The 19,297-nt window shown below is 55.5% G+C and carries 20 protein-coding genes and 1 pseudogene; 6 read left to right on the plus strand and 15 right to left on the minus strand.

What is annotated here, in order from left to right; all coding sequences use genetic code 11:
- The first annotated feature begins 147 nt into the window (after positions 1–147).
- Positions 148–990, plus strand: a complete 843-nt coding sequence (locus LAP85_14745) for an MFS transporter (protein ID MBZ5497658.1) — start codon at positions 148–150, stop codon at positions 988–990.
- A gap of 105 nt (positions 991–1,095) precedes the next feature.
- Complete coding sequence (locus LAP85_14750) at positions 1,096–1,803, plus strand: metallophosphatase family protein (GenBank protein MBZ5497659.1); 708 nt, start codon at positions 1,096–1,098, stop codon at positions 1,801–1,803.
- A 42-nt stretch (positions 1,804–1,845) separates the two neighbouring features.
- On the opposite strand, the gene LAP85_14755 is transcribed toward LAP85_14750, so the two are convergent.
- The 4 genes from LAP85_14755 to LAP85_14770 are packed head-to-tail and all read right to left on the minus strand — an operon-like array spanning position 1,846 to position 4,528.
- Positions 1,846–2,268 carry a universal stress protein gene (locus tag LAP85_14755; GenBank protein MBZ5497660.1) on the minus strand — a complete coding sequence of 141 codons (423 nt, stop codon included), beginning with the start codon at positions 2,266–2,268 and terminating at the stop codon, positions 1,846–1,848.
- The gene (locus LAP85_14760) at positions 2,261–2,605 is read right to left on the minus strand and encodes a DUF190 domain-containing protein (protein MBZ5497661.1); all 345 of its coding nucleotides are present in this window, start codon (positions 2,603–2,605) and stop codon (positions 2,261–2,263) included. Before LAP85_14760 ends, LAP85_14755 begins: the two co-directional genes overlap by 8 nt.
- Positions 2,583–3,317, minus strand: a complete 735-nt coding sequence (locus LAP85_14765; GenBank protein MBZ5497662.1) for a DUF190 domain-containing protein — start codon at positions 3,315–3,317, stop codon at positions 2,583–2,585. Before LAP85_14765 ends, LAP85_14760 begins: the two co-directional genes overlap by 23 nt.
- Complete coding sequence (locus LAP85_14770; protein ID MBZ5497663.1) at positions 3,317–4,528, minus strand: cation:proton antiporter; 1,212 nt, start codon at positions 4,526–4,528, stop codon at positions 3,317–3,319. The genes LAP85_14765 and LAP85_14770 overlap by 1 nt, the downstream gene beginning before the upstream one ends.
- A 251-nt stretch (positions 4,529–4,779) precedes the next feature.
- Here LAP85_14770 and def point away from each other — a divergent pair, with 251 nt between their 5' ends.
- The gene (gene def, locus LAP85_14775; protein ID MBZ5497664.1) at positions 4,780–5,289 is read left to right on the plus strand and encodes a peptide deformylase; all 510 of its coding nucleotides are present in this window, start codon (positions 4,780–4,782) and stop codon (positions 5,287–5,289) included.
- Positions 5,290–5,611: 322 nt separating this feature from the next.
- Here def and LAP85_14780 read toward each other — a convergent pair whose 3' ends face one another.
- The 4 genes from LAP85_14780 to LAP85_14795 all read right to left on the minus strand — a co-directional run bounded on the left by LAP85_14780 (position 5,612) and on the right by LAP85_14795 (position 11,252).
- Positions 5,612–5,941 carry a P-II family nitrogen regulator gene (locus LAP85_14780; GenBank protein ID MBZ5497665.1) on the minus strand — a complete coding sequence of 110 codons (330 nt, stop codon included), beginning with the start codon at positions 5,939–5,941 and terminating at the stop codon, positions 5,612–5,614.
- A 240-nt stretch (positions 5,942–6,181) separates the two neighbouring features.
- A complete protein-coding gene (gene chrA / locus LAP85_14785) occupies positions 6,182–7,258 on the minus strand; it encodes a chromate efflux transporter (protein MBZ5497666.1) in 1,077 nt (358 codons plus the stop codon).
- Between the two features lie 1,463 nt (positions 7,259–8,721).
- Positions 8,722–9,894, minus strand: coding sequence for a Fic family protein (locus LAP85_14790; GenBank protein ID MBZ5497667.1), 1,173 nt, complete (start codon positions 9,892–9,894; stop codon positions 8,722–8,724).
- Between the two features lie 74 nt (positions 9,895–9,968).
- Positions 9,969–11,252 (minus strand): site-specific integrase, encoded by a 1,284-nt coding sequence (locus LAP85_14795; GenBank protein MBZ5497668.1) that lies wholly within the window; start codon positions 11,250–11,252, stop codon positions 9,969–9,971.
- Between the two features lie 78 nt (positions 11,253–11,330).
- Between LAP85_14795 and LAP85_14800 the strand changes: the two genes are divergently transcribed.
- Both LAP85_14800 and LAP85_14805 read left to right on the plus strand, forming a co-directional pair.
- Positions 11,331–12,359 (plus strand): integrase core domain-containing protein, encoded by a 1,029-nt coding sequence (locus LAP85_14800; protein MBZ5497669.1) that lies wholly within the window; start codon positions 11,331–11,333, stop codon positions 12,357–12,359.
- 51 nt (positions 12,360–12,410) lie between these two features.
- A pseudogene (locus LAP85_14805) lies at positions 12,411–13,022 on the plus strand (tyrosine-type recombinase/integrase).
- Positions 13,023–13,326: 304 nt separating this feature from the next.
- Here LAP85_14805 and LAP85_14810 read toward each other — a convergent pair.
- From LAP85_14810 to LAP85_14840, 7 genes are read right to left on the minus strand one after another with little or no spacing between them, the layout of a single operon-like run.
- Positions 13,327–14,598: a site-specific integrase gene (locus tag LAP85_14810; protein ID MBZ5497670.1), complete on the minus strand. Its 1,272-nt coding sequence runs from the start codon at positions 14,596–14,598 to the stop codon at positions 13,327–13,329.
- A complete protein-coding gene (locus LAP85_14815; protein MBZ5497671.1) occupies positions 14,573–14,848 on the minus strand; it encodes a helix-turn-helix domain-containing protein in 276 nt (91 codons plus the stop codon). Before LAP85_14815 ends, LAP85_14810 begins: the two co-directional genes overlap by 26 nt.
- Positions 14,849–14,892: 44 nt before the next feature.
- Positions 14,893–15,402 carry a DUF1643 domain-containing protein gene (locus LAP85_14820; GenBank protein ID MBZ5497672.1) on the minus strand — a complete coding sequence of 170 codons (510 nt, stop codon included), beginning with the start codon at positions 15,400–15,402 and terminating at the stop codon, positions 14,893–14,895.
- Entirely contained in the window at positions 15,399–15,638 is a 240-nt protein-coding gene (locus tag LAP85_14825; protein ID MBZ5497673.1) for a hypothetical protein, read from the minus strand. Before LAP85_14825 ends, LAP85_14820 begins: the two co-directional genes overlap by 4 nt.
- Positions 15,639–15,683: 45 nt before the next feature.
- Positions 15,684–16,850: a hypothetical protein gene (locus tag LAP85_14830; GenBank protein ID MBZ5497674.1), complete on the minus strand. Its 1,167-nt coding sequence runs from the start codon at positions 16,848–16,850 to the stop codon at positions 15,684–15,686.
- 34 nt (positions 16,851–16,884) lie between these two features.
- Positions 16,885–17,622 (minus strand): hypothetical protein, encoded by a 738-nt coding sequence (locus LAP85_14835; protein MBZ5497675.1) that lies wholly within the window; start codon positions 17,620–17,622, stop codon positions 16,885–16,887.
- A complete protein-coding gene (locus LAP85_14840; protein ID MBZ5497676.1) occupies positions 17,619–18,212 on the minus strand; it encodes a hypothetical protein in 594 nt (197 codons plus the stop codon). Before LAP85_14840 ends, LAP85_14835 begins: the two co-directional genes overlap by 4 nt.
- Before the next feature lie 233 nt (positions 18,213–18,445).
- Between LAP85_14840 and LAP85_14845 the strand changes: the two genes are divergently transcribed.
- On the plus strand, positions 18,446–18,943 hold the full coding sequence (locus LAP85_14845; GenBank protein MBZ5497677.1) for a helix-turn-helix domain-containing protein: 498 nt from the start codon (positions 18,446–18,448) through the stop codon (positions 18,941–18,943).
- The last annotated feature ends 354 nt before the right edge of the window (positions 18,944–19,297 follow it).

Below are 19,297 nucleotides of genomic sequence, written 5' to 3' on the forward strand. Positions count from 1 at the left end.
AAAGCAGCGAGACTTTCCCACATTTCCCACAGGCCCTACTGGTCTTTCTTTTTCTGATGTCAAGACAAAAACACCCGGTAGCGAAAGCACCTTAAGAAGATCGATTTTCTGTCTAGACAATGGGGTACACCTTAGCTCGCGGACTCCGTGGATCCTTCGGTTCGGGGTAAGGCATTCGGATTTCACCGTTTTGGAGACACGCTTGGCGCAATAGTCGGCCCGCTGCTCGGAGTCTGGCTCCTTGAGATCTGGCAGCCGCATGCGCTGCTCGATCCGTCCGCGCCGTTCCGCAACATCTTTCTGATTACTCTCATCCCCGGCATTCTCTCCGCATTAGTGTTTGCCGTGATGACGGTTGAGAAGCGCCGCGCTGCCAACCATCAATTAGAGTTCTGGGGAACCGTCCGATCCCTGCCGAGCAATTTCAGACGTTTCCTTCTCGGTGTGGGGATGTTTGGTCTTGGCGACTTCGCACCGACACTCCTCATCCTTGCCGCAACGCAGTTGCTGAAGCCTGAGTTTGGAATTGCGCGCGCCGCACAGCTTGCCGGTCTGATGTACGTGGCGCGAAACCTTACCTACGCGCTGGCTTCGTTCCCCATTGGAGCCATGAGCGATCGGATGAGCCGGATCGTGTTGCTTGCTCTGGGATACTTTCTTGCCGTGCTGACGATCGGCGGGTTTGCGCTTGCATTTCTGCTAGGTTGGACAAGCTTGCCCTACCTCTTCTTGCTTTTCGCTCTCGCCGGCGTCTTCATCGCGGCAGAAGATACGCTCGAAAGCGCAATCACCGCGGATTTCATTCCGACGGAAACCCGTGGCATCGGCATGGGGGTGTTGGGGACGGTCAACGGCATAGGTGATTTCGGCGCCAGCGTCATCGTGGGGTTGTTGTGGACTGCCATGTCACCGGCTGCCGCATTTGGATTTGCGGCTGTGGTGATGCTTGTTGGCTCGGTGGTCCTTGTCGGTGTGCATAGGGAAAACTGAGAATATTGGCGAACAAATAGATCTTCCGATATTTCTCACGACCTCACGCCGACCTTGGTGCGCCACCGTTTGACATACCGGCTGGGCTCAGCATACCTTTGTTTCATGCGTTACTTAATCTTAACCGACATTCACGCGAATATTGATGCCATCGAAGCAATTGACGAATCCTACGACCGGTTGCTCGTGCTCGGCGATCTCGTCGATTACGGCACCGCGCCTGAAGAGGTTGTTCGTTGGGTGAAGGACCGGGATCCACGTGCCGTCAGCGGCAATCATGATTTTGCGATGGCAACCGGCGCGGATTGCCGCAGTTCGCCGATCTCCTACGAACTCTCCGTGGCCACCCGCGCTCACTTCCGCCCCTTGCTCAGCCAGGATTCCATAGATTTCCTGCGCAATCTGGAGATGTATCTCACTCTCGACGTGGAAGGAAGCCGCATTCATCTCGTACACGCCACGCCGCGCAATCCTCTTTATGCATACCTCAGCGGCGACGCTGCCGAATCAGAGTGGCGCGCGGCCGTCGGGGATTTAGCCGACAAGGAAGAGTGGCTTTTCCTCGGGCACACGCATAAGCCATTCCGTCGCCGCATCGGTCGCCTCACGATTGTCAATCCTGGAAGCTTGGGAATGCCCGTGGACGGTGACCCGCGCGGGTGTTATGCGGTTTGGCAGGATGGCGACGTGCAGCTCAAGCGCATGCCTTATGATGTCGAGCGCGCTGTCGAGCGTCTGCGCCTGAGCGGCCTTCCCGAGGACGTCGCAACAAAGATGTCCGCGGTGCTGCGCTTCGCCGGCCGTGTGGGTTGATGGTTGCGAATCTCGCGGAGGGAAAGCTGCGATCCGCGCGGGCTACTTGACCACGAGGACGCTGCATGGAGCCAGCCGGGTAAGATTCTGGGAGGTGCCGCCCCAGATATGGTCGTAGATCTTCGAGTGTCCTGTATAGCCGACCACAAGAAGGTCGTAACCACCCTGACGGACGAATTCGACGATGGCCTTCACCCCGTGACCTGCAATGATATTGGTGTGCAGCGTCTTGCCCTTGAGAGCGGCACGACCCTTACAGTGCTCTGCAAGGGGCTTGAAATATTCGTCCGCTCTTTCTTTTTCACCCCTGACCTCTTCCACATCCTCGGCGAATCGCGGCAGGTTTTCTTCAACACTAACCATGTGGAGATCGACTTCGAATTGCACCGCAATCTGCAGAGCGGCATCAAACGCATTCTGCGCCCCTTCCGAACCATCGTGGGCGATGAGTATCTTGTCAAACATCGCTTCCTCCTTTGGCCTTTTGGATTCGGATGACCTCGACATCGGACATGGCGATGAGCCCGGTGTCCACGATCCCTTCCAGAGCCGAGAGAAGGCGCCGGGTGTTTTCCTCCGAATCCACGATCGTCACAACCACCGGAAGGTTTTTCGCGATCAGATGCGCCCGATGGATTTCGGCCGATTCCCCGAAACCCTCCAAACCGCGGAACACCGTGGCGCCCGCGATTCCGAGTGCCCGGCACTTCTCCACGATCACCTCATAGAGTGCCTTGCGCTGGTATTGGTCCTGTTCACAAAGGTGAAACCGCAGGAGCTTAGCTGGCCGGCCGGCTTGCATCGGGCACCTCCGCCAGGGACTGGCTATGGACAAAGCGGATGACATCCACATCGGAGACAACGATCAGTCCGTCCTCGATCATGGCCCCAAGCACCTCAACAGCTTGATTCAGTTTTTCTTCCGTGTCGACAATGGCGATCATGATGGGAAGATCGCGTGAAAGATGCCAGAAACTCTGCTTGTGGGCATGGCCCTTGGCGCCGTAACCCAGGATGCCACGATGGACCGTGGCGCCGGAGATCTCCAGCATGCGTAATTGCTTGACGATGGCCTGGTAGAGGGGCTCACCCTTCCACTGATCGGCCTCTCCCAGATAAATGCGCATCAATTTGGCTTTGCCTTGCTGCTTCGCATGCGGATGTTTCGGCTCCGTTCTCCTCTCCTTCATGGCGGCTTTCACCACAATGGTGTCGTGCACCTCAATCAGGCCGTCGCTGACCATGTCATAGAGCGTGGGGAGGATCTCGTCGACTTTGGCAGCAGCCTCGACAAACTCGATGCGAATCGGAAGGTGCTGTGTGAGCTCCTCGATTTCGGCCGTGTGAACGAGCTGCTGGGCGCCAAAGCCCGCAATCGCTCGCGTGGCGGTGGCGCCTGCTACCCCTTTGTGCAGCAAAAGGGTCAGAATGGCTTCGTAGAGCGGGCCGGTCTGATATCGAGTTTCTTCGTTGACGTAGATCGTTACCTTCTTCGCGGGACCTTTAGCAAGCATTACACCACCTCCTCCGAGGTCTGCTCATCCATGCGCGCACTGGAATCCGCCGCTTTATTTGCCTGCGGCAGCAGATGTGTGGGCATGAAATAGGCATTGGCAATTGCTGTTGGGATGACGGCGCTCCCGATGACCGCAGCGACCAGATGAGAGTATTGGCCCTGGTTGATGATGCCGTGGTTCAGGCCAAACAAAGCGGAAATGGTTCCAAACGTCAGGCCAGTTGACATCATAAGAGAATAATACAGACCTTCGTGCCCGAGATAGTTGAACGCGCGCACGGTTGGCACCAGGGCAGCCATCTTGGAAATCATCTTCGCCAGAAGCAAGACGAAAAATACCATGGGCGCCGCAATCAGGGCGGGGATCGAAACCAGGGAGCCTGCCCTGATGAAGTAAAACGGAGTCAGCAGCCCGAACGTCATCGTGCGCAGGCGACGGACCAGCATATGGTCTTTTCCAATGGTACTGGCAAGCACAATTCCGAGGATATAGGCAGGGAGCACGGCCTCGCTTCCTGCCCAAGCGGCAAGGCCGCCAAGCCCGAACAGGAGAAGCAAGATCCACTTTGCCTCCAGTTCCGAAACCCTCCCGCCAAAGCGGTCAAACAACCAGGGGGTCACGAATGGCAACAGGATGAAAACGACCAGGCTCATCCCGATAAAAATCAACGTGCGCATCGTGAAGGGTGAGAAAATCAATCCCAGCCCGATCACCGTTCCCAGGTCGTTGATAAAGCAGGCGGCCAGAATGCCCTTGCCAAGACTGGTCTGGTTGAAACCGAGCTCGAGCATCACGGCATAGACAACCGCCACGGACGTTGTCGACAAGGCGATGCCACCGAGCCAGCTCGATCGTACAGACCATCCCAGCACGAAGTGAGCAACGGCTGTCGCCCCTAGAAACGGCGCAAAAAAGCCGACCAAACCAACGGCAGAGGCTTCTTTCCACTTGGTGCGAAAAATCGAAGGGTCAAGTTCCGCTCCCGCAAGGAACGTCAATACGATCGCGCCGGCGCCGGCCAAGAAGGCGATCCAGGGGGCGTTGGCGCCGAGTACTGCGGCTCCTATGAAGGTGCCCAGGATCAACTGCGCGGCCGTCCCGATAACGATCTCGGTAAGAGCGGTGGAGATACGGAATCGGATTGAAAAAAATGTCGCTACCAAAGCCAGGCTAAGCCAGAGCGCCGCGAGAAACCACACATCTCCCATCGCAAAGTCTCCCAAAAATCCGCAATCTTCAGGAAATCACCGAGGAGAAGCCAAATGTGAGAAACCCCTACAGTGATCCTACTGTAGGAGTTATTGGCCGCGTAGCGACGTTAAGCGAACTCCACCGCTCGGAAAAATTTACATGGTGCCATTCGATTTATCAAGGGGGAAGCGCCGGTAGGGGTGCATCCGTGATTATCCCAATTCCATAGGGTGGACAACATGTCCTGTTTTCGATAACATCGGCGTCCATGTTGATGCCCATCCTCAAATACGGAGCCCCGGAGTTGAAAGCCCTCAACAAGCCGGTGGACAGTTTTAACGGCGAACTGGAGAAAATCGCTATAAGCATGATTGAGACGATGTACGCCGCGTCAGGCGTTGGTCTTGCCGCGCCACAGGTGGGCATCAATATCTGCCTTACCACGGTGGACACTTCCGTTGGAGAGGAAGCCGGCCGGTTGATCGTGATTTGCAATCCGGAAATCGTATCGGCCGAAGGCGAACAAAAAAACGAGGAAGGTTGCCTCAGCATTCCCGATTTCACCAGTTACATCGTGCGTCCCAGCAAGATTACTCTGCGGGGGCAGGATACCCACGGTGCCGAAATCAGGATTGAGGCGGTTGGCCTGATGGCGCGGTGCTTAAGTCATGAGATTGATCACTTACATGGGGTTCTTTTCATCGATCATTTGAGCGCACTGAAAAGAAGCCTGATCAAAAACAAAATCAAGAAGCTGGCAAAGTCGGGCGAGTGGTAATACCTACGCATGAGCGCTCATAGCCCCATGGAAATTGCACGTCTACTCCCTCGCCGCTAATCTCCAGTCATTCCAAATCCTCAGGTATGGCCATTGATTGCGTCTCGGCTGAGTGAGTGCCTGCCGAAGTAGTTGTCAAAACGGTCGGGAAAACCCCGTAGAAGGCTGTTCTTTCGAGGTGCCGAGGCCGGTGTACCCAGGCAAGAAATCCGAGGGGTCGCCGGCATCCGGTTTGGATGGGTGCCAGACAGCCAGCTTATGTGCGCCACGGCGAGACTTTGCCCTCCTTAGGCATAGATCCGCTGGGAGGCAAGAAACTAGACTAAACTTCGCCGGATTTTGCGAGGGTCTTGGTCCGAATCCGGAAGACCTTGTGCACCGGCAATACCGCTACAAGTCCGTCGCCGACTGAGCCGGTGTGCGCCGCGTCCATGATCACGCCGGCGATCTGTTCCGCGCGATTTTCTTCGGTGAAGATTTCTATCTTGCAATGTGTGGATGGTCCGGCAAAGAAGGAGAATTTCTTTTCCCACTCCCCCACGCCTTTCACGTTGGTAACTGTGAACCCGCTGACACCCGCCTTCTCCAGTGCCACTTCTACATTCTCGACCATTTCATTGCGTATAATTGCAGTCACTTTCGCGAACTCCATGCGACCTCCTCGATTAATGTAGCGGATCTTTCGGAATCCTTTCAGAGTGTGCTAAAGCTCGGACAGAGAACTCTCTGATGGAATCTGTTGCGGGCCGAAGCCAGCAGTCACCGCTTTGGTCGCTGACCAAAGCACAATCTCACCTGGAGCGGTATACTAATTATTGATGATGCTAAGATGGTTCGTCAAGATCCCGGATTGCATGTTGACCGGGCGGGTGCCTGCCGGAACCCCAAACGCCTATGCCATGATGATCGAGATCAACGTCCCCCCCAAGACTACCCAGAGGATATCGACATCCAAGAGTAAAGCAATGAAGGCAGCGGCACTGAGGAGAATGTGAATGAGACTCCAGTGAACGTTCAAGGCAAAGCGGAAAGTGACCGTTAGCAGAAGTCCCACGAAAGAACATAGGACGCCGCCGAATGCCCTGCTGAGATAGAACGAAGCGAAAATTCTGCTGCTGTAAGGCGCGATCCCAACAACCAGCAGGAAAGAAGGCAGAAATACACCGATCGTGGCCAGCAGTCCTCCCCAAAAACCGTATAAAGCATAGCCCACGAAGGTTGCAGTGATCACGATTGGACCCGGGGTAATCTGTCCCAGCACAATTCCATTCAGAAATGTCGGACCGTCCAGCCAGCCCCGCACATGGACGATCTGATGGAACATAAGGGGAACAGATGCAAAACCACCCCCGAAGGCGAACAGGTCGATGGTAGACATCAGCGCAGCGAGGTCGAAAAACTTCCGTTGAAATAGAAACAGCAGGGTGAATCCCGTGGCGCCGGCGGTGAGGAGGACCAAAAATGCAAAGGGCAAGCGCAACCTGTCGGCCGAACAGTCAGTCGGGGGCGGTGGTGGCGGATTCACATTGCGTGCGAGTCCCAGGATTGCAGCGATCGGGAGTATAATAATTGGATTGACTCCAAGCCCAAATATGAGCGCAGCCACCACGGCAATGATGACGTCTCGCCCGTTCTTCAGCGAATTCCTGCCAAACATCAAAGTAGCATTTGCGACAATGGCAACGATTATCGCCCGAAGCCCCTGGAACGTTGACACCACGACAGGCAGGTTGTGTGCGTGCACATAAACAGCAGAAAACGCCATCATGAGCAGAAAAGCCGGGAAACCGAATCCAACGAAGCTCGCGGCTGCACCCATCACTCCATGTGCTTTCAAACCCACATAGGCCGATGTTTGCATTGCAGTCGCGCCGGGTATCAGTTGGCAGAGAGCTACGCCATCCATAAAAGCGCGCCTGCTCATCCAGCATTTTTTCTCCACCGCCATCTTGCCAATATAGGCAACCATGGACGGGCCGCCGAACGCGCTGGCGCCCAACCGCAGGAACGCCAGCAAAAGGCAAATCAGTGACGGTTTTGTTAAGACCTCAACCGTCTCACTTTGTCCTGGCACCGATTCGACTTGTCGAGGTTTTAGAGTGTGCGAAAGCACGCAGTAGCCCCCTGGTTTGCGCGGCTATTATGCAGTAGCCGACGGTGGAGAGCAATCGTCAGGGTAGCCAGGGAGATCCGCCTTTCCGTGCGATGCTTTGCCGTAGAGTGGCGCACGCCGACCGGGAAGCGGATCCCGGAATGTTGATCGAATGCCGTCTCTGAGACGCCGAGAGAATCGTCAGGAAGAGTACAGATGAGATCGCTCCTCTTCATGCTGCGCGAACCAAGCTACAACCTGGAGCCCACGCTCCCGCGACGTCCTAGAGTTGCATCCGGAGCGCACCAATAGGACAAAATTGCATACTGGGCCAAGCCGCGAGGCCGCGGAGAATCTCCTCACTTGTATGGAATCAGATCGCGGGTCATGTATTTCCGCAAGTCAGGATGGATCCACGCAACTCCGAGGTCCAGTCTCCGCGATCTTGGAGTGTGCTGAGCCACAAACGGTGCCATGTGGCAGATGCACAATAGGTCTTTGCATCCGCTTCCACAAAAAAAGCGGACTGCGACCGACTCTGTCGTAATGTCAGACAGTGATGTGACCATTGGGCGCAGGTGCCGCAAACGTGAAGTTTGTCATACAACCTCCCTTGGAATGCTCACCTGCCTCAGCGCCCCCAACCGAGGCACACCTCCGGTCACCATTGAAGAAGATGCTCGTCAAGGAGCGGTCTTGAGCTATGGTTTTCCATAAAACCGTTGCACAACCATTACACTCCTTCTGATTGGAGTCCGCATGGCATCTTCAAACCCTCTCTTGACAAGAGTTTATGCCCAATCCGCAATGGCCGCCAATTTCGAACGTTTGGGATTTTCAACCCCAATGGCAGTCCCTCCGCTCCAGACTTTTGGCCTCTCGGATTGCGCGTGTCCAGAAGTGTAATAATTGCCATTGGTTAGGCAAGGAATCTCGAAGGAACGAATCTCGATCGCCCTTTCTCGACCGTGGGATTTTGGCTGCAAAAGTGGTCGAAAAACAGCGGGGACCTGTCGCCGGATTGCTTTCCAATTATCGCTTGATATTATTGATAAATAAATGTTTGCAGGTTTTGGTAGCGACGGGTGGAATCGAACCACCGACCTTGGGGTTATGAATGGGTTCCCTGGGTTATTCAATGATTGAACAATCACACGAAACCCAATAAACATGCGGGTCCCAGCGATATTCCGTCCGGTTGAGACAGCGCGTTTTTCGGTAGCTTTTAGCACAGTTTTAGCACAGTTGTAGCACAGGCCTGAGACTCTGCTCCCCCTTTGTTTTCGCTGAATTTTTCTCCGCATGTGGTCTACCTTTTTCGATTCTTTAGCACACTCTGCTCAGTCAGAATCTTCCTCTGCTGTTTCATCTGGAGCAGGTGAACTTCCTTCGAACAATGCAAGGTAAGGCGAAAATTTGTATCTTCGGTTTCGCTGCCAGCCGGTGGTTTCCTTTAGCAGTCCATAGGCTTCAACCTGAACTACAAGCTGATTCGCCTTTGCAAAGGAACATTCCAAATGCTTCTCCACCATCCGGACGTTGAACATCGGTTGTTCAAATAGAAAATCAAAGAAGCGCTGAGCCAGCGTGGAATTCCGGAAATGCTTTAAGAAGATCTTACGGCCATCTTCGCGAAGACCGAGAATCTTGCGCGCCGTGTCGGCGGCCGACACGCTGACTTCCGCAACGCCGCGAAGGAAGAATTTCAGCCAGCCTTCCCAATCTCCATCGGCGCGCACTGCCATGAGCCGGTCGTAGTACTGCGCGCGATGCTGCTTCAAGTACAGGCTCAGGTACAGCAGCGGACGAGACAGAATTCGTCGTTGGCAAAGCAAAAACGTAATTAAGAGGCGCCCCACTCTGCCGTTGCCATCGAGAAATGGGTGAATGGTTTCAAACTGGGCATGAGCAAGTCCACAGTGAATCAATGCCGGCATCTCGCCTTCAAGATGCAGAAACTTCTCTAAATCGCCGAGCGCTTCCTTCATCTCCGGGACCGGAGGCGGGACAAAGGAGGCGGTCGTCAGATTGCAGCCCGCTGGCCCAATCCAATTTTGGGTTTTGCGAAATTCACCAGGCTGCCGGGTGCTCCCCCGAGCGCCACGAAGCAATTCGGCATGGATCTCCCGGATCAGACGGAGACTGAGCGGCAACTTGTCGAGCCGATCCAATCCGTGATTCATGGCTCGAACGTAGTTGACCACATCCGAGACATCCTTCGGCACAGCCTCGCCACTTGCGTCGATCTCAAACTGAAGAACATCCTCCAGCGTGCTCTGAGTCCCCTCGATCTGCGAGCTGAGCACGGCCTCCTGTCGAACGTACATGCCAACAAAGAGATCCGGATTTGGGAGCGTGGAGGTGATCCCATCCAAACGTCCCATGGCCAGGTCAGCTTCAGAGAGGAGGTGCACCATCTCCGAGTCCACCTGAACGGGTGGATCCGGGGGCAACGGCTTCGGAATGAAGGCGCGGTAGCCGCTAGCTTGTTTTACAAAAACGCCAGATCTCATAATAAGAACCCATCATTGAAGCGCTTATTTCATTCTCGGTTAGTATGGAAGCAATTCACTTTATTTTACAATTCTCAACAATTGTAAAATAAGAATCGACAACAATCCATCTTATTTAACAATCGGAGAATAAGATCCGGAGCCGCACCCTGGAATCTTGCCGCCTCGTCCCGCCGCTTCGCATCCTTTTCAGCCAGTTTCGAGACATGCGCGCTGACCTTCTCGACGGCGTCGATCAGGTCATCGTCGGATGTAATGTTGTATCGATCGAAAACCGAGCGCGACCGATGCCCAGTGATCAGCATCGCTACCTTCTCACTGACGCCGGCACGCACGAGGTTCCGCGCTGCCGTTCGCCTGAAATCATGGAAGATCTTGTCGGGAACTTTTGCATCCTGGCAGGCACGCTTCCATGCTTTTCTGAACTCGCCAATCTTAAACCACGCCCCCGGAATGCCGCGGCCATGTTTCCGATAAAAAACATATGGGACAAGGAATGTTTCTCCGCTCGGCATCTGAAGCTTGCGCTGCTGCCACCGCCTCTTGATGATTTCCCACAGCTCACCCCGCAACGGAATCTTCCTCGGCTTGCCGTTCTTGGAAAAGCATCCCGGCAGTTTCAATAACCTCGCGTCGTAATCGATCATCGTCCACTGCAGATTGCTGACCTCGCCTTTGCGCCAGCCGCACAGGTAATCGAAGTGCGTGTAATCTCTGAGCTCTTCCGGCAGGAACCGAAGCACGTCGAGAAACTCGCCATATTCAAAGAAACCCTGTCGTGCGTTGTCCACTTTCAGCTTGGTGATCTTTGGCACTTCTCCGATCTTTCTGCGGCCGTGAGTCAGTGCCTGCCCGAGTAGCTGCGTGTATTGGTTGATCGTGGCCGGCGCGAGTCTCTTGCATTTTTCATTGCAGTGATGGAGCGGCCTTCTCTCTTCCGGGATGTGATGGAGCCGGTTGCAGGTATTTTTCAACCGTTCAATCCACCTGTCGATATCCCGTTCCGTAAGGCTCTTCGCCTGGAGCTCTCCTATGTCGCCGCGCATAAATTTGAAACGAGACTTAACCTGTGGCCGGAACTTATCCCGGATCTTAAAATTTGCCTCCAGGTCGTCGAGCAACTCGTTTACCGTCACCTTCTCGGCAGAGGGCCCGACAAACTTCCGGGCGCCGATCTCGTCGGCGTGCACCTGCTTGAGGCGATCGCGCAGATACTTTTTCGCCTTGTTTTCCTCCGCTTCATTCGTCGTTTCGCGCTCCTGCACACCATGCAGCATATAGGCGCACCACCAAAACCGGCTTCCAGGACGCTGGTATATGAATCCGTCGCCTCGTTCACCGACTTTGATGACTTTCACGATCACTTGTCATTGCCAAAATCCCGTCCGCGTTGAAACGCTTGACTTTCCAAGCCTCCAAGACCGACGCTTCCGTCCATGATTTTGATAATTCTTCGCCTGCTTTCTCTGGTTTGTGCTGCCTTTCGGCTCCGCTCCAATCTGGCTCTCGAAAACCTCGCCCTTCGCCAGCAACTCGCGATCATGAAGCGACGGCATCCACGACCGAGGCTTCGAAGGTCAGATCGAGTCTTCTGGCTGCTCTTGTCGCGCACCTGGTCTCGCTGGAGGGAGACGTTGGTCATCGTGAAGCCCGAAACCGTCGTCCGCTGGCATCGAAAGAGATTCGCGTCGTACTGGACCCGCTTGTCGCGGAGCAGCCGTCCCGGTCGGCCAGGGAAGGATCGTGAGATCCGGGAACTGATTCGGAGGATCGCGAATGCCAACATCCTGTGGGGTGCGCCGCGGGTGCACGGCGAACTCCTGAAACTCGGAATCGACATCTCAGAGCGAACGGTCTCGCGGTGGATGCCGAGACGGAGAAAACCGCCCTCGCAGACCTGGAGAACATTCCTGGACAACCATATCGGTGAACTGGTCTCGATCGATTTCTTAACCGTCCCTACGGCCACGTTCCGCGTACTGTTCGTCCTCGTCGTACTCGCGCATGATCGACGCAGGATCGTCCACTTCAACGTGACCGAGCACCCGACGGCCGAGTGGACATCGCAGCAGATGGTGGAAGCGTTCGGCGACGGAAAGGTGCCGCGCTTCATGATTCGTGACCGGGATGCGGTCTACGGCTTGACGTTCCGGGAACGAGTGAAGTCTCTCGGTATTGAGGAGGTGGTCATTGCGCCGCACAGTCCCTGGCAGAGTCCGTACGTGGAGCGCGTAATCGAAACCCTGCGCAGGGAGTGCCTCGATCATGTCGTCGTGCTCGGAGAAGCGCATCTGCGACGAATTGTGCGATCCTACGTGGGCTACTACCACGGGGTGAGAACGCATTTGGCCCTGAAAAAGGATGCACCCGAGCCGCGGACGGCACAGCCGCCGGAGAAAGGGAAGGTGGTCGAATTTCCGGAAGTCGGCGGTCTCCATCACCGTTACGAGAGAAGCGCGGCATAGTCCCGCCCGGCCCGCGCTGGGCTCTCAACATCCTCACCTGACCCAACACCTCTGCGCCTCTGCGCCTTTGCGCCTTCCACTCCCACAGAGAACCTGCCTGGCAGGCGCCGCCCGCAGACGCCGCTTTTAAGAACTCGTCGATCTGGGTGCCCCGCCGTGTCGCCAGAAACCTCGGGATCCCGACACGCACCAGATCCGCTGACACGGCCGGACTTTTGGCGGGGGGCAGAGCCTTGGGAGCTCGTCCAGAGACGGTGGAAGGTCCGGCCTTACAAGGGTGAGAATCGTGAGACAATTCTTTCACCGCTGGTCTTCTTCCGCCTGAAAGGTCGCGGAGAACCGAAGCCGGGTGGCCCGGTGAAGCAATTCCGGAAGGCCTGAAAGGCGGCCTGTGAAGCTGCCGGGAAGCCTGAAGCTCTGTTCCATGACTTTCGCAGGACGGCGGTCCGGAACATGATCCGGGCCGGTGTGGACCGCATGGTTGCGATGATGATCTCCGGGCATAAGACGGAATCCGTCTTCAACCGCTATAACATCACCGATGACCGGGATCTGGAAGAGGCGATCCGCAAGACGGACGCCTACGTTTCCCAACTCCCAAAGGAACGCCAGAATCCTTTCGGGAGCGCCGTTCAGGACAAGCGGCGAAAGCAACCAAAATGACAAATTTTTTGAGAACAGCCCCACAAAAGCCCCACTCGGCATTTTGGGGGCAGTTTTTGCGTGATTTCGAGGCGTTCAGGCTGTACAATCTAAGTGGATTAACCTTAGTGGAATCTGCTATTTATTGGCGTGGGAGGTTTGGTAGCGACGGGTGGAATCGAACCACCGACCTTGGGGTTATGAAGTATGAAACCAGGTTTCTTAACCAACGCTCAAACCAAAGAAAGCCAATAAAACTACAGTTTTCATCCTCTGAAGCGCGGCGACGCCCACGCGAATTGACACTGGCCGTGTCATACCCGTGTCATACTGTTCCGCCATCCTTCTGTTCTCCGAATTTGGCCTTTTCCTCGCGCTTCGTCGCATCCTTCTCTGCCAGCGCCGCAATGTATTTTGCTTCCTTCTCGATGGCATCGATAAGGTCGTCGTCAGAGGTGATGTTGTACCGCTGAAACATCGATGTCGACAGATGGCCTGTGATCATCATGGCCACTTTCTCACTGACGCCGGCACGCACAAGGTTCCTCGCTGCCGTGCGCCTGAAATCATGGAAGATCTTGTCCGGAACGCCGGCGAGTTTGCAGGCCCGCTTCCAGGTTTTGCGGAACTCTCCGATTTTTCGCCATGCCCACGGAAGTCCTCGGCCCTTCCGCCGGAAGAAAACGTATGGACAGAGGAACACGGATCCATCAGGCATTTGAATACTACGCTCCTTCCTCCGGCGCTGGATGATCTCCCAGAGTTCCCCTTGAAGCGGCACCTTCTTCGGCCGCCGATTCTTCGAGAAATGGGCCGGCAGCCTGAGCGTCCGTCCTTCGTAGTCGATCATCGTCCACTGGAGGTTGCTGACTTCGCCTTTGCGCCAACCACACAGGAAGTCGAAGTGCGTGTAGTCTCTGAGGTCCTCAGGCAAAAACTGCAGCACGTCGAGGAACTCTCCGTACTCAAAGAAACCCTGCCGCACGTTGTTTTCTTCGAGCTTCGTTATCCGTGGCGGGTTACCTATCTTGTCAGCCATCCTCCTTAGGGCCTGACCGAGGATCTGGGAGTATTTGTTGATCGTGGACGGCGAAAGCTTCCTGCACTGCTCGTCGCATTCATGCACCTGGCTCTGCTCTTCCGGCATGCGCGACAAGCGATTGCAGGTCACTTTCAGCTTCGCGATCCACCTGTCTATGTCGTCCTCTGAAAGCATTTTCAACCTGACGAGGCCGATGCTCGTCTTTATTGCCTTGAAGCGCGATTTGACTTGCGGCGAGAACTTCTCTCGGATTTTGTAGTTGGCTTCGAGACTGTCCAGAGCATCCTTGACCGTCAGCTTCTCGGCCGACGGCCCAACAAACTTCCGGGCGCCGATCTCGTCCGCATGGACCTCCTTCAGTTTGTCCCGAAGAAATTTGATTGCCTGCTTTTCATCTTTCTTCTCGGTCGATTGCCGGATGCGCTCCCGCCTTCCTGGCAGATTATAGGAACACCACCAGTATGGGCTTTTCGGCTGCCGATAGATGAATCCATCACCCCTCGGTCCGACCCTGACGCTCCTCTTTCCGTTATCCTCTTTGGAGTTCTTTGACATATTTTTCAATCCCACGAAGAGAGAACCGGACTTTTCGGCCAAGTCTCACAACAAACGGCAGAGTACTCGTTCGAGTATAAAGCCAGTCCTTGGAGACTCCAAGTTTCTCAGCGGCCTGGGCAGCATCGAGCAACTCATCGTTGAGTTCCGCCTTATTCTCTGCGCTCAGAAGCCTGGCTGCCAGCGTGGACTGCGCGGCTGCCATCTGGGCCATGAGCGCCGGAACTGTTTCCAGCGGTAGTTTGAGCAATCGTTCAACATCCAATGCATTTGCAGCCATATGTCTCCCTTGTGTTAGGTTCGGTGTTCTCTCCATGTACGCGGTTGTGCGCTGTACGGCAGGTACAGCGGATGACAGGGTTGGCCGGTTTTGGCCAGCCTCAAAACGTGCAGGGGCTTGCCGAGGCGCCGGAGCATCCCTCCCACGAAAGTTGACCTGCCGGCTTGAGTGCCATGATTGCCCCAGGCACAGATGATCAGGTCTGCATCAGACGCGCAGCTGACCAGAAACGCATCATTCTGCGGACCGACAGGATCGCCTACGGTTTTGAGGGCGCGCGGATCGGTTGCTCTCAGAGCAAATAGATTCGTGACGATCAGGCGATCAAAATCCCAGGCAGCCGCTCGCCTCTGGCATCGCTCAACGGTCGGATCGTTTGCATATTCATCTGCGGTGCTTGGATTCAACATCACAAAATTCACGGTCCGGCCGGTCTCGCCCCACTGCCGAATCAGCGTGTATCGGTAGATCCTGTCCTTACTGAAATCCGCCGTAGACCGGCAAAACAGGGTTGAGGGTTTCATTTGCCGCTCTTTCTCGGAAAAGGGATCACCTCTGCCGGGGTCGAGATCTTGCGCCGGTGCTGCTCCATCATTTCGCAGGTGAGTTCAAAGATGTACTCGGCGAGCGAAGACGCACTGAACAGGTTTGCACCACCGCCGCCGTTCATGGCGAGCACGGCGGCATTCCGCGCTTCTGCAAAATACTTGTCCCAGCGCTCGGGATTTTCCGCTATGTACCGCTTCAACTCTTCGTCCACGTGCGTTCCTCTTGGGCAAAGCCCGTCCGGGGCTTGCGGAGCTGGTCAGTATGAGCCGTCATGTTCGGATGAGCCCGTTCTCGGCGAATCGCCGTTGCGTCTGGGCATCATTAGTGGAGCCTCCTGTGGCACATCATGCAATTCGAAATCGTCTTCGTCCGTCACGGGATCGCCACCACCAAATTCGGCCTCCATGGCGGCTGCAATCACTGGCGGCGGCTCGACGTCTTCTGCCTGAGGATCAGTGACGTCCATTGCCGGCGGCAGTTCTTTTGGCGCTGGTCTGACGGGCACCTCCCCACGAAAGTTCCGGACATGCTCCAACAAATTCTTGCGGAGTGTAGCGGCGTCCTTATCCGGAAACTCCAGGTGGACACCGTACTGTGTCGCCGGCTTGCCATTGTGCGACGTTCTGTAAGGTCTGACGATCATTTTGAGCGGGATCCCGGCTATATGACCGTCTGTCAATCCTCGGAACATCTCGAGGTTCGAATGAAGCTGGGAAACCGACCTGAACCCTGTCGTATCGAAATACGCGCTGCCTCCGAAGCTAACCCTGGAAAGAAGTTGGAATAGCAGACGGCCATGCGGTTTGCACGGCGGCGCATCGTCCCCGCTCGTCTGTGCATACGGACAGCCCATCACGCGGCACTGGTTAATGACAGGGAAGTGTCTCTCGCCTGCCCTCTTCGCCTCCTCGGCCAGCCGTTTCTCTTCCTCCGTCCGCGCCATCGACAGAACGCGCATTCCGTTCATGCCGTCCCCGAAGCACTTGCGCTCGGCCGCCGTCCACATTTCGTAGGCGTATTCAAACGGCTCTTCCCGGAAGAAGACAATGTCGATTTCCGTGGGCGTCGGACCGTGCGCTTCGATGGCGTCAAAGTCGGGCTCGAACATCCCCTGAGGGCTGACCTTGGTAAAGATGAAATATGGAAGCTTTTGTGGATACCGGCGCTCGGGAGCCTTGTCCCTGGCGGTCTTGTAGAACGCCCTGGCTTCTTCCTTGGAAGCAAAGCGTGCGATCTTGTCCTTCTCGTGCTGGACGCACCAGTTGCCCTTGGCGTCGATCCAGACTAGAACGCTCCGCCCTTTCGGGACTCCGATGCCGACTTTGATGACACGTGGCTCGCGAATGATGGGCGTGCCGTCGAGCTCGTGGGTGAGCCCATACATCCGGTTTTTGGCGGGTCTTGCTGAGAGATTGGTTGCCATCGTACTCCTCGCTGATCAATGGTTGTAAGCGGGATTACTGAGCCTTCTTAAACCCGATACTGGTTTCCCTAATGGCCTTCACTCCAGGTATGTTGAATGCTGATTTAGATCGCGTGGCCAGCGTGTTCAGAAGCGTCATATTCGGCTGGACCAGTTCTGCCATGACTTTACCGTCCGCCACCGCGCGGCACAGAGCGCGGATGTCAGTCACCTCCGCCTTCCAACGGCCGGATGACGTAACACCCTCAACTTTGGGTACGGCCGGAAGGACGGGCGCCGGCAGGTTCAGTTCCATGTTGAGGGTCGCCTCGACCTCCTCCACGGAGGCTCCGGCTCTTTCTGCTTGGATGGCCAGCTGGAGCTTGGCTTCCTCGGATGCCTTTTTAGCAGCCTCCTCGGCCTGGCGCTGACGCTCGGCCACGATCCGATCCTGCTCGTCCTTCCATGTGCGGGCCGCCTTGCGCAGATAGTCGAGACCGCGCTGCACTGGCTCAAGGAAGCTCTTTTCCATGTCGCACAGTTTCTTGTGCAACGCATATGCATCGGACTTCAGGGGGCCGAAGGTCTTTTTGATCCGGTCCTCAATCGTTACTCCCGCCTGCCCGAGTTCGACGGCTCTCTGGTAGCTCTCGTGATCGATGATCACAAGGGCGGTTGCGCGTCCGGACCAATCCGTCGCCTCCCGTTTCACCAACTCCTTCACGTCTTCCTTCTTGACCGTTTCCTGCACGCCCTCTGTGCCAGGCGCAGGGAACTGAACGATGTTGCTCATGCTGCCCTCCCGTGTTTAGCCTTCCAACGCAACACGTTCATCAAGCTGACGAACGTGCTCCAGTCTTCCGCCGCCTCGCTGTGCGGCAACTCCCGAAGGTCGTACTTGCCGTCTCTCTTCAACCGCAGAACTGCCCTGCGATAGCACTCGGGCTGGTCCAGGAGATGCGCGTAAGCTGCCAGCTGTATGCCCCAGCATGCTTCCGGCACGCCGCTTTTCAGATCGAGCACCACCGGGACTAGGTCCCCGCCCAAATGCATCAGGCCCCATCGGTCGATCGTCCCTGCGTACCGGAAGGTCCGATGCCAGCGCCTGTCTTCCACTCCCTCCCAGGCAAATTCGATTTCAGCCTTGAAGCGCCTGTAGGCGTCCACGTAGGGCAGGATGCGCGAATCGATGCTCGATTCATCCAGGCAGCCCTGATCGTCATACTCGCAAGCCATGTGAACCGCCTGCCCTCGCAACCGGTGAAACTCGGTGAAGTGAGAGGTGTCCACCAGCCCGGACCGATCGATCACCTGGGTGACCGAGACGAGCACTTCTCCGGTTGGCAGCGAGTACTCGTGTTTTTCCGGGTTGAAGTTGAGCACTTATACCTCCTGATCTGGGCACATTCTATATCTAAAGACAATGCATTGTCAATCAATAAAGCACACAACTCCAACTAGTTACGCACGCAACGCGAGCGCACGTACGATTCATTTATTGTTGATGCCGCACATAATAAATATTTAAATATTAAAGTCAAGAACATTCACGAAAAAATCACGCAAAACTTAAAGAATTCTTCCCATCCATCCGATCTTAGGTTAAATTGTGACATATGAAGACATTAGCGGAATTTCTAGACGAACAAGTTCAAGCTGGCGGGTGGGGCGCCCAGGTAGCCCTGGCAGAAAAACTCAACCTTTCGTCCTCGGCGATCAGCGGCTGGAAACGAGGCAAGAAACCCGGATTTGGCGATTGCCTTCGCATTGCCCGCGCCTTCGAGAATGATCCCTTGATCAAGGGCGATCCTCTCGTTGTGTTTGAGATGACCGACCAGCCGGAATCTGCAGAACTCTACCGCAGTTTCTTTCCTTCAGCCGGGCACACGAAGACCGATCGGGATACAGAATGCGTTTGCAGCAAGAACAGCCAGCGCCACACCCTGCATACCAAGTTGGAAGCGATTCTGGACGGCCGGCTTGGCTACGCCATTGCGTCCAATGTTGAGGCCCTCCACAGACTACATTCCATGCCACCCGCGAATGATGAGCCCGCGGGTCACGGTCCCTATTACCCGGGAACTAGAGTCCGAAAACGAAAAAAGCAGCACTAAGTTGAAGCAGCACTGTTTTTCGGGGAATGCTCGATTGTGCGGGTCCTGCGCAAGCCTGGCCGTTTTTCCTCTCGAAGCCGTATGACGGCGCCGCACCAGCAGCAGACGTAAAGGTGCGGTGCCAGTTTATGAGGACAGTGTTTCGTGCAACCATCAACAGGAGGAAGGCGATCCATGATATAAAAATCCTTTCGATTCCTTTCTTGTTAATAAAGTCTTGGCCTTACATATATCAAGAACGCAAAATAGAGCCGATCGCCCACCGGAAATCTTCACAACCCAACACCTGGTTATTGAAAAGCTGCGCGAGGCCACGTAGCAACAGCCCTATATAATTGGCATTTTGGCAGTTAG

Source organism: Terriglobia bacterium (genome assembly GCA_020072565.1).
GTDB lineage: Bacteria > Acidobacteriota > UBA6911 > UBA6911 > UBA6911 > JAFNAG01.

Excerpts from the sequence above, each read along its gene's own strand:
- LAP85_14750 (MBZ5497659.1), top strand. The coding sequence starts at position 1,096 with ATGCGTTACTTAATCTTAACCGACATTCACGCGAATATTGATGCCATC.
- LAP85_14755 (MBZ5497660.1), bottom strand. The coding sequence starts at position 2,268 with ATGTTTGACAAGATACTCATCGCCCACGATGGTTCGGAAGGGGCGCAG.
- LAP85_14760 (MBZ5497661.1), bottom strand. The coding sequence starts at position 2,605 with ATGCAAGCCGGCCGGCCAGCTAAGCTCCTGCGGTTTCACCTTTGTGAA.
- LAP85_14765 (MBZ5497662.1), bottom strand. The coding sequence starts at position 3,317 with ATGCTTGCTAAAGGTCCCGCGAAGAAGGTAACGATCTACGTCAACGAA.
- LAP85_14770 (MBZ5497663.1), bottom strand. The coding sequence starts at position 4,528 with ATGGGAGATGTGTGGTTTCTCGCGGCGCTCTGGCTTAGCCTGGCTTTG.
- def (MBZ5497664.1), top strand. The coding sequence starts at position 4,780 with ATGTTGATGCCCATCCTCAAATACGGAGCCCCGGAGTTGAAAGCCCTC.
- LAP85_14780 (MBZ5497665.1), bottom strand. The coding sequence starts at position 5,941 with ATGGAGTTCGCGAAAGTGACTGCAATTATACGCAATGAAATGGTCGAG.
- chrA (MBZ5497666.1), bottom strand. The coding sequence starts at position 7,258 with ATGGTTGCCTATATTGGCAAGATGGCGGTGGAGAAAAAATGCTGGATG.
- LAP85_14790 (MBZ5497667.1), bottom strand. The coding sequence starts at position 9,894 with ATGAGATCTGGCGTTTTTGTAAAACAAGCTAGCGGCTACCGCGCCTTC.
- LAP85_14800 (MBZ5497669.1), top strand. The coding sequence starts at position 11,331 with ATGATTTTGATAATTCTTCGCCTGCTTTCTCTGGTTTGTGCTGCCTTT.
- LAP85_14810 (MBZ5497670.1), bottom strand. The coding sequence starts at position 14,598 with ATGTCAAAGAACTCCAAAGAGGATAACGGAAAGAGGAGCGTCAGGGTC.
- LAP85_14820 (MBZ5497672.1), bottom strand. The coding sequence starts at position 15,402 with ATGAAACCCTCAACCCTGTTTTGCCGGTCTACGGCGGATTTCAGTAAG.
- LAP85_14830 (MBZ5497674.1), bottom strand. The coding sequence starts at position 16,850 with ATGGCAACCAATCTCTCAGCAAGACCCGCCAAAAACCGGATGTATGGG.
- LAP85_14835 (MBZ5497675.1), bottom strand. The coding sequence starts at position 17,622 with ATGAGCAACATCGTTCAGTTCCCTGCGCCTGGCACAGAGGGCGTGCAG.
- LAP85_14845 (MBZ5497677.1), top strand. The coding sequence starts at position 18,446 with ATGAAGACATTAGCGGAATTTCTAGACGAACAAGTTCAAGCTGGCGGG.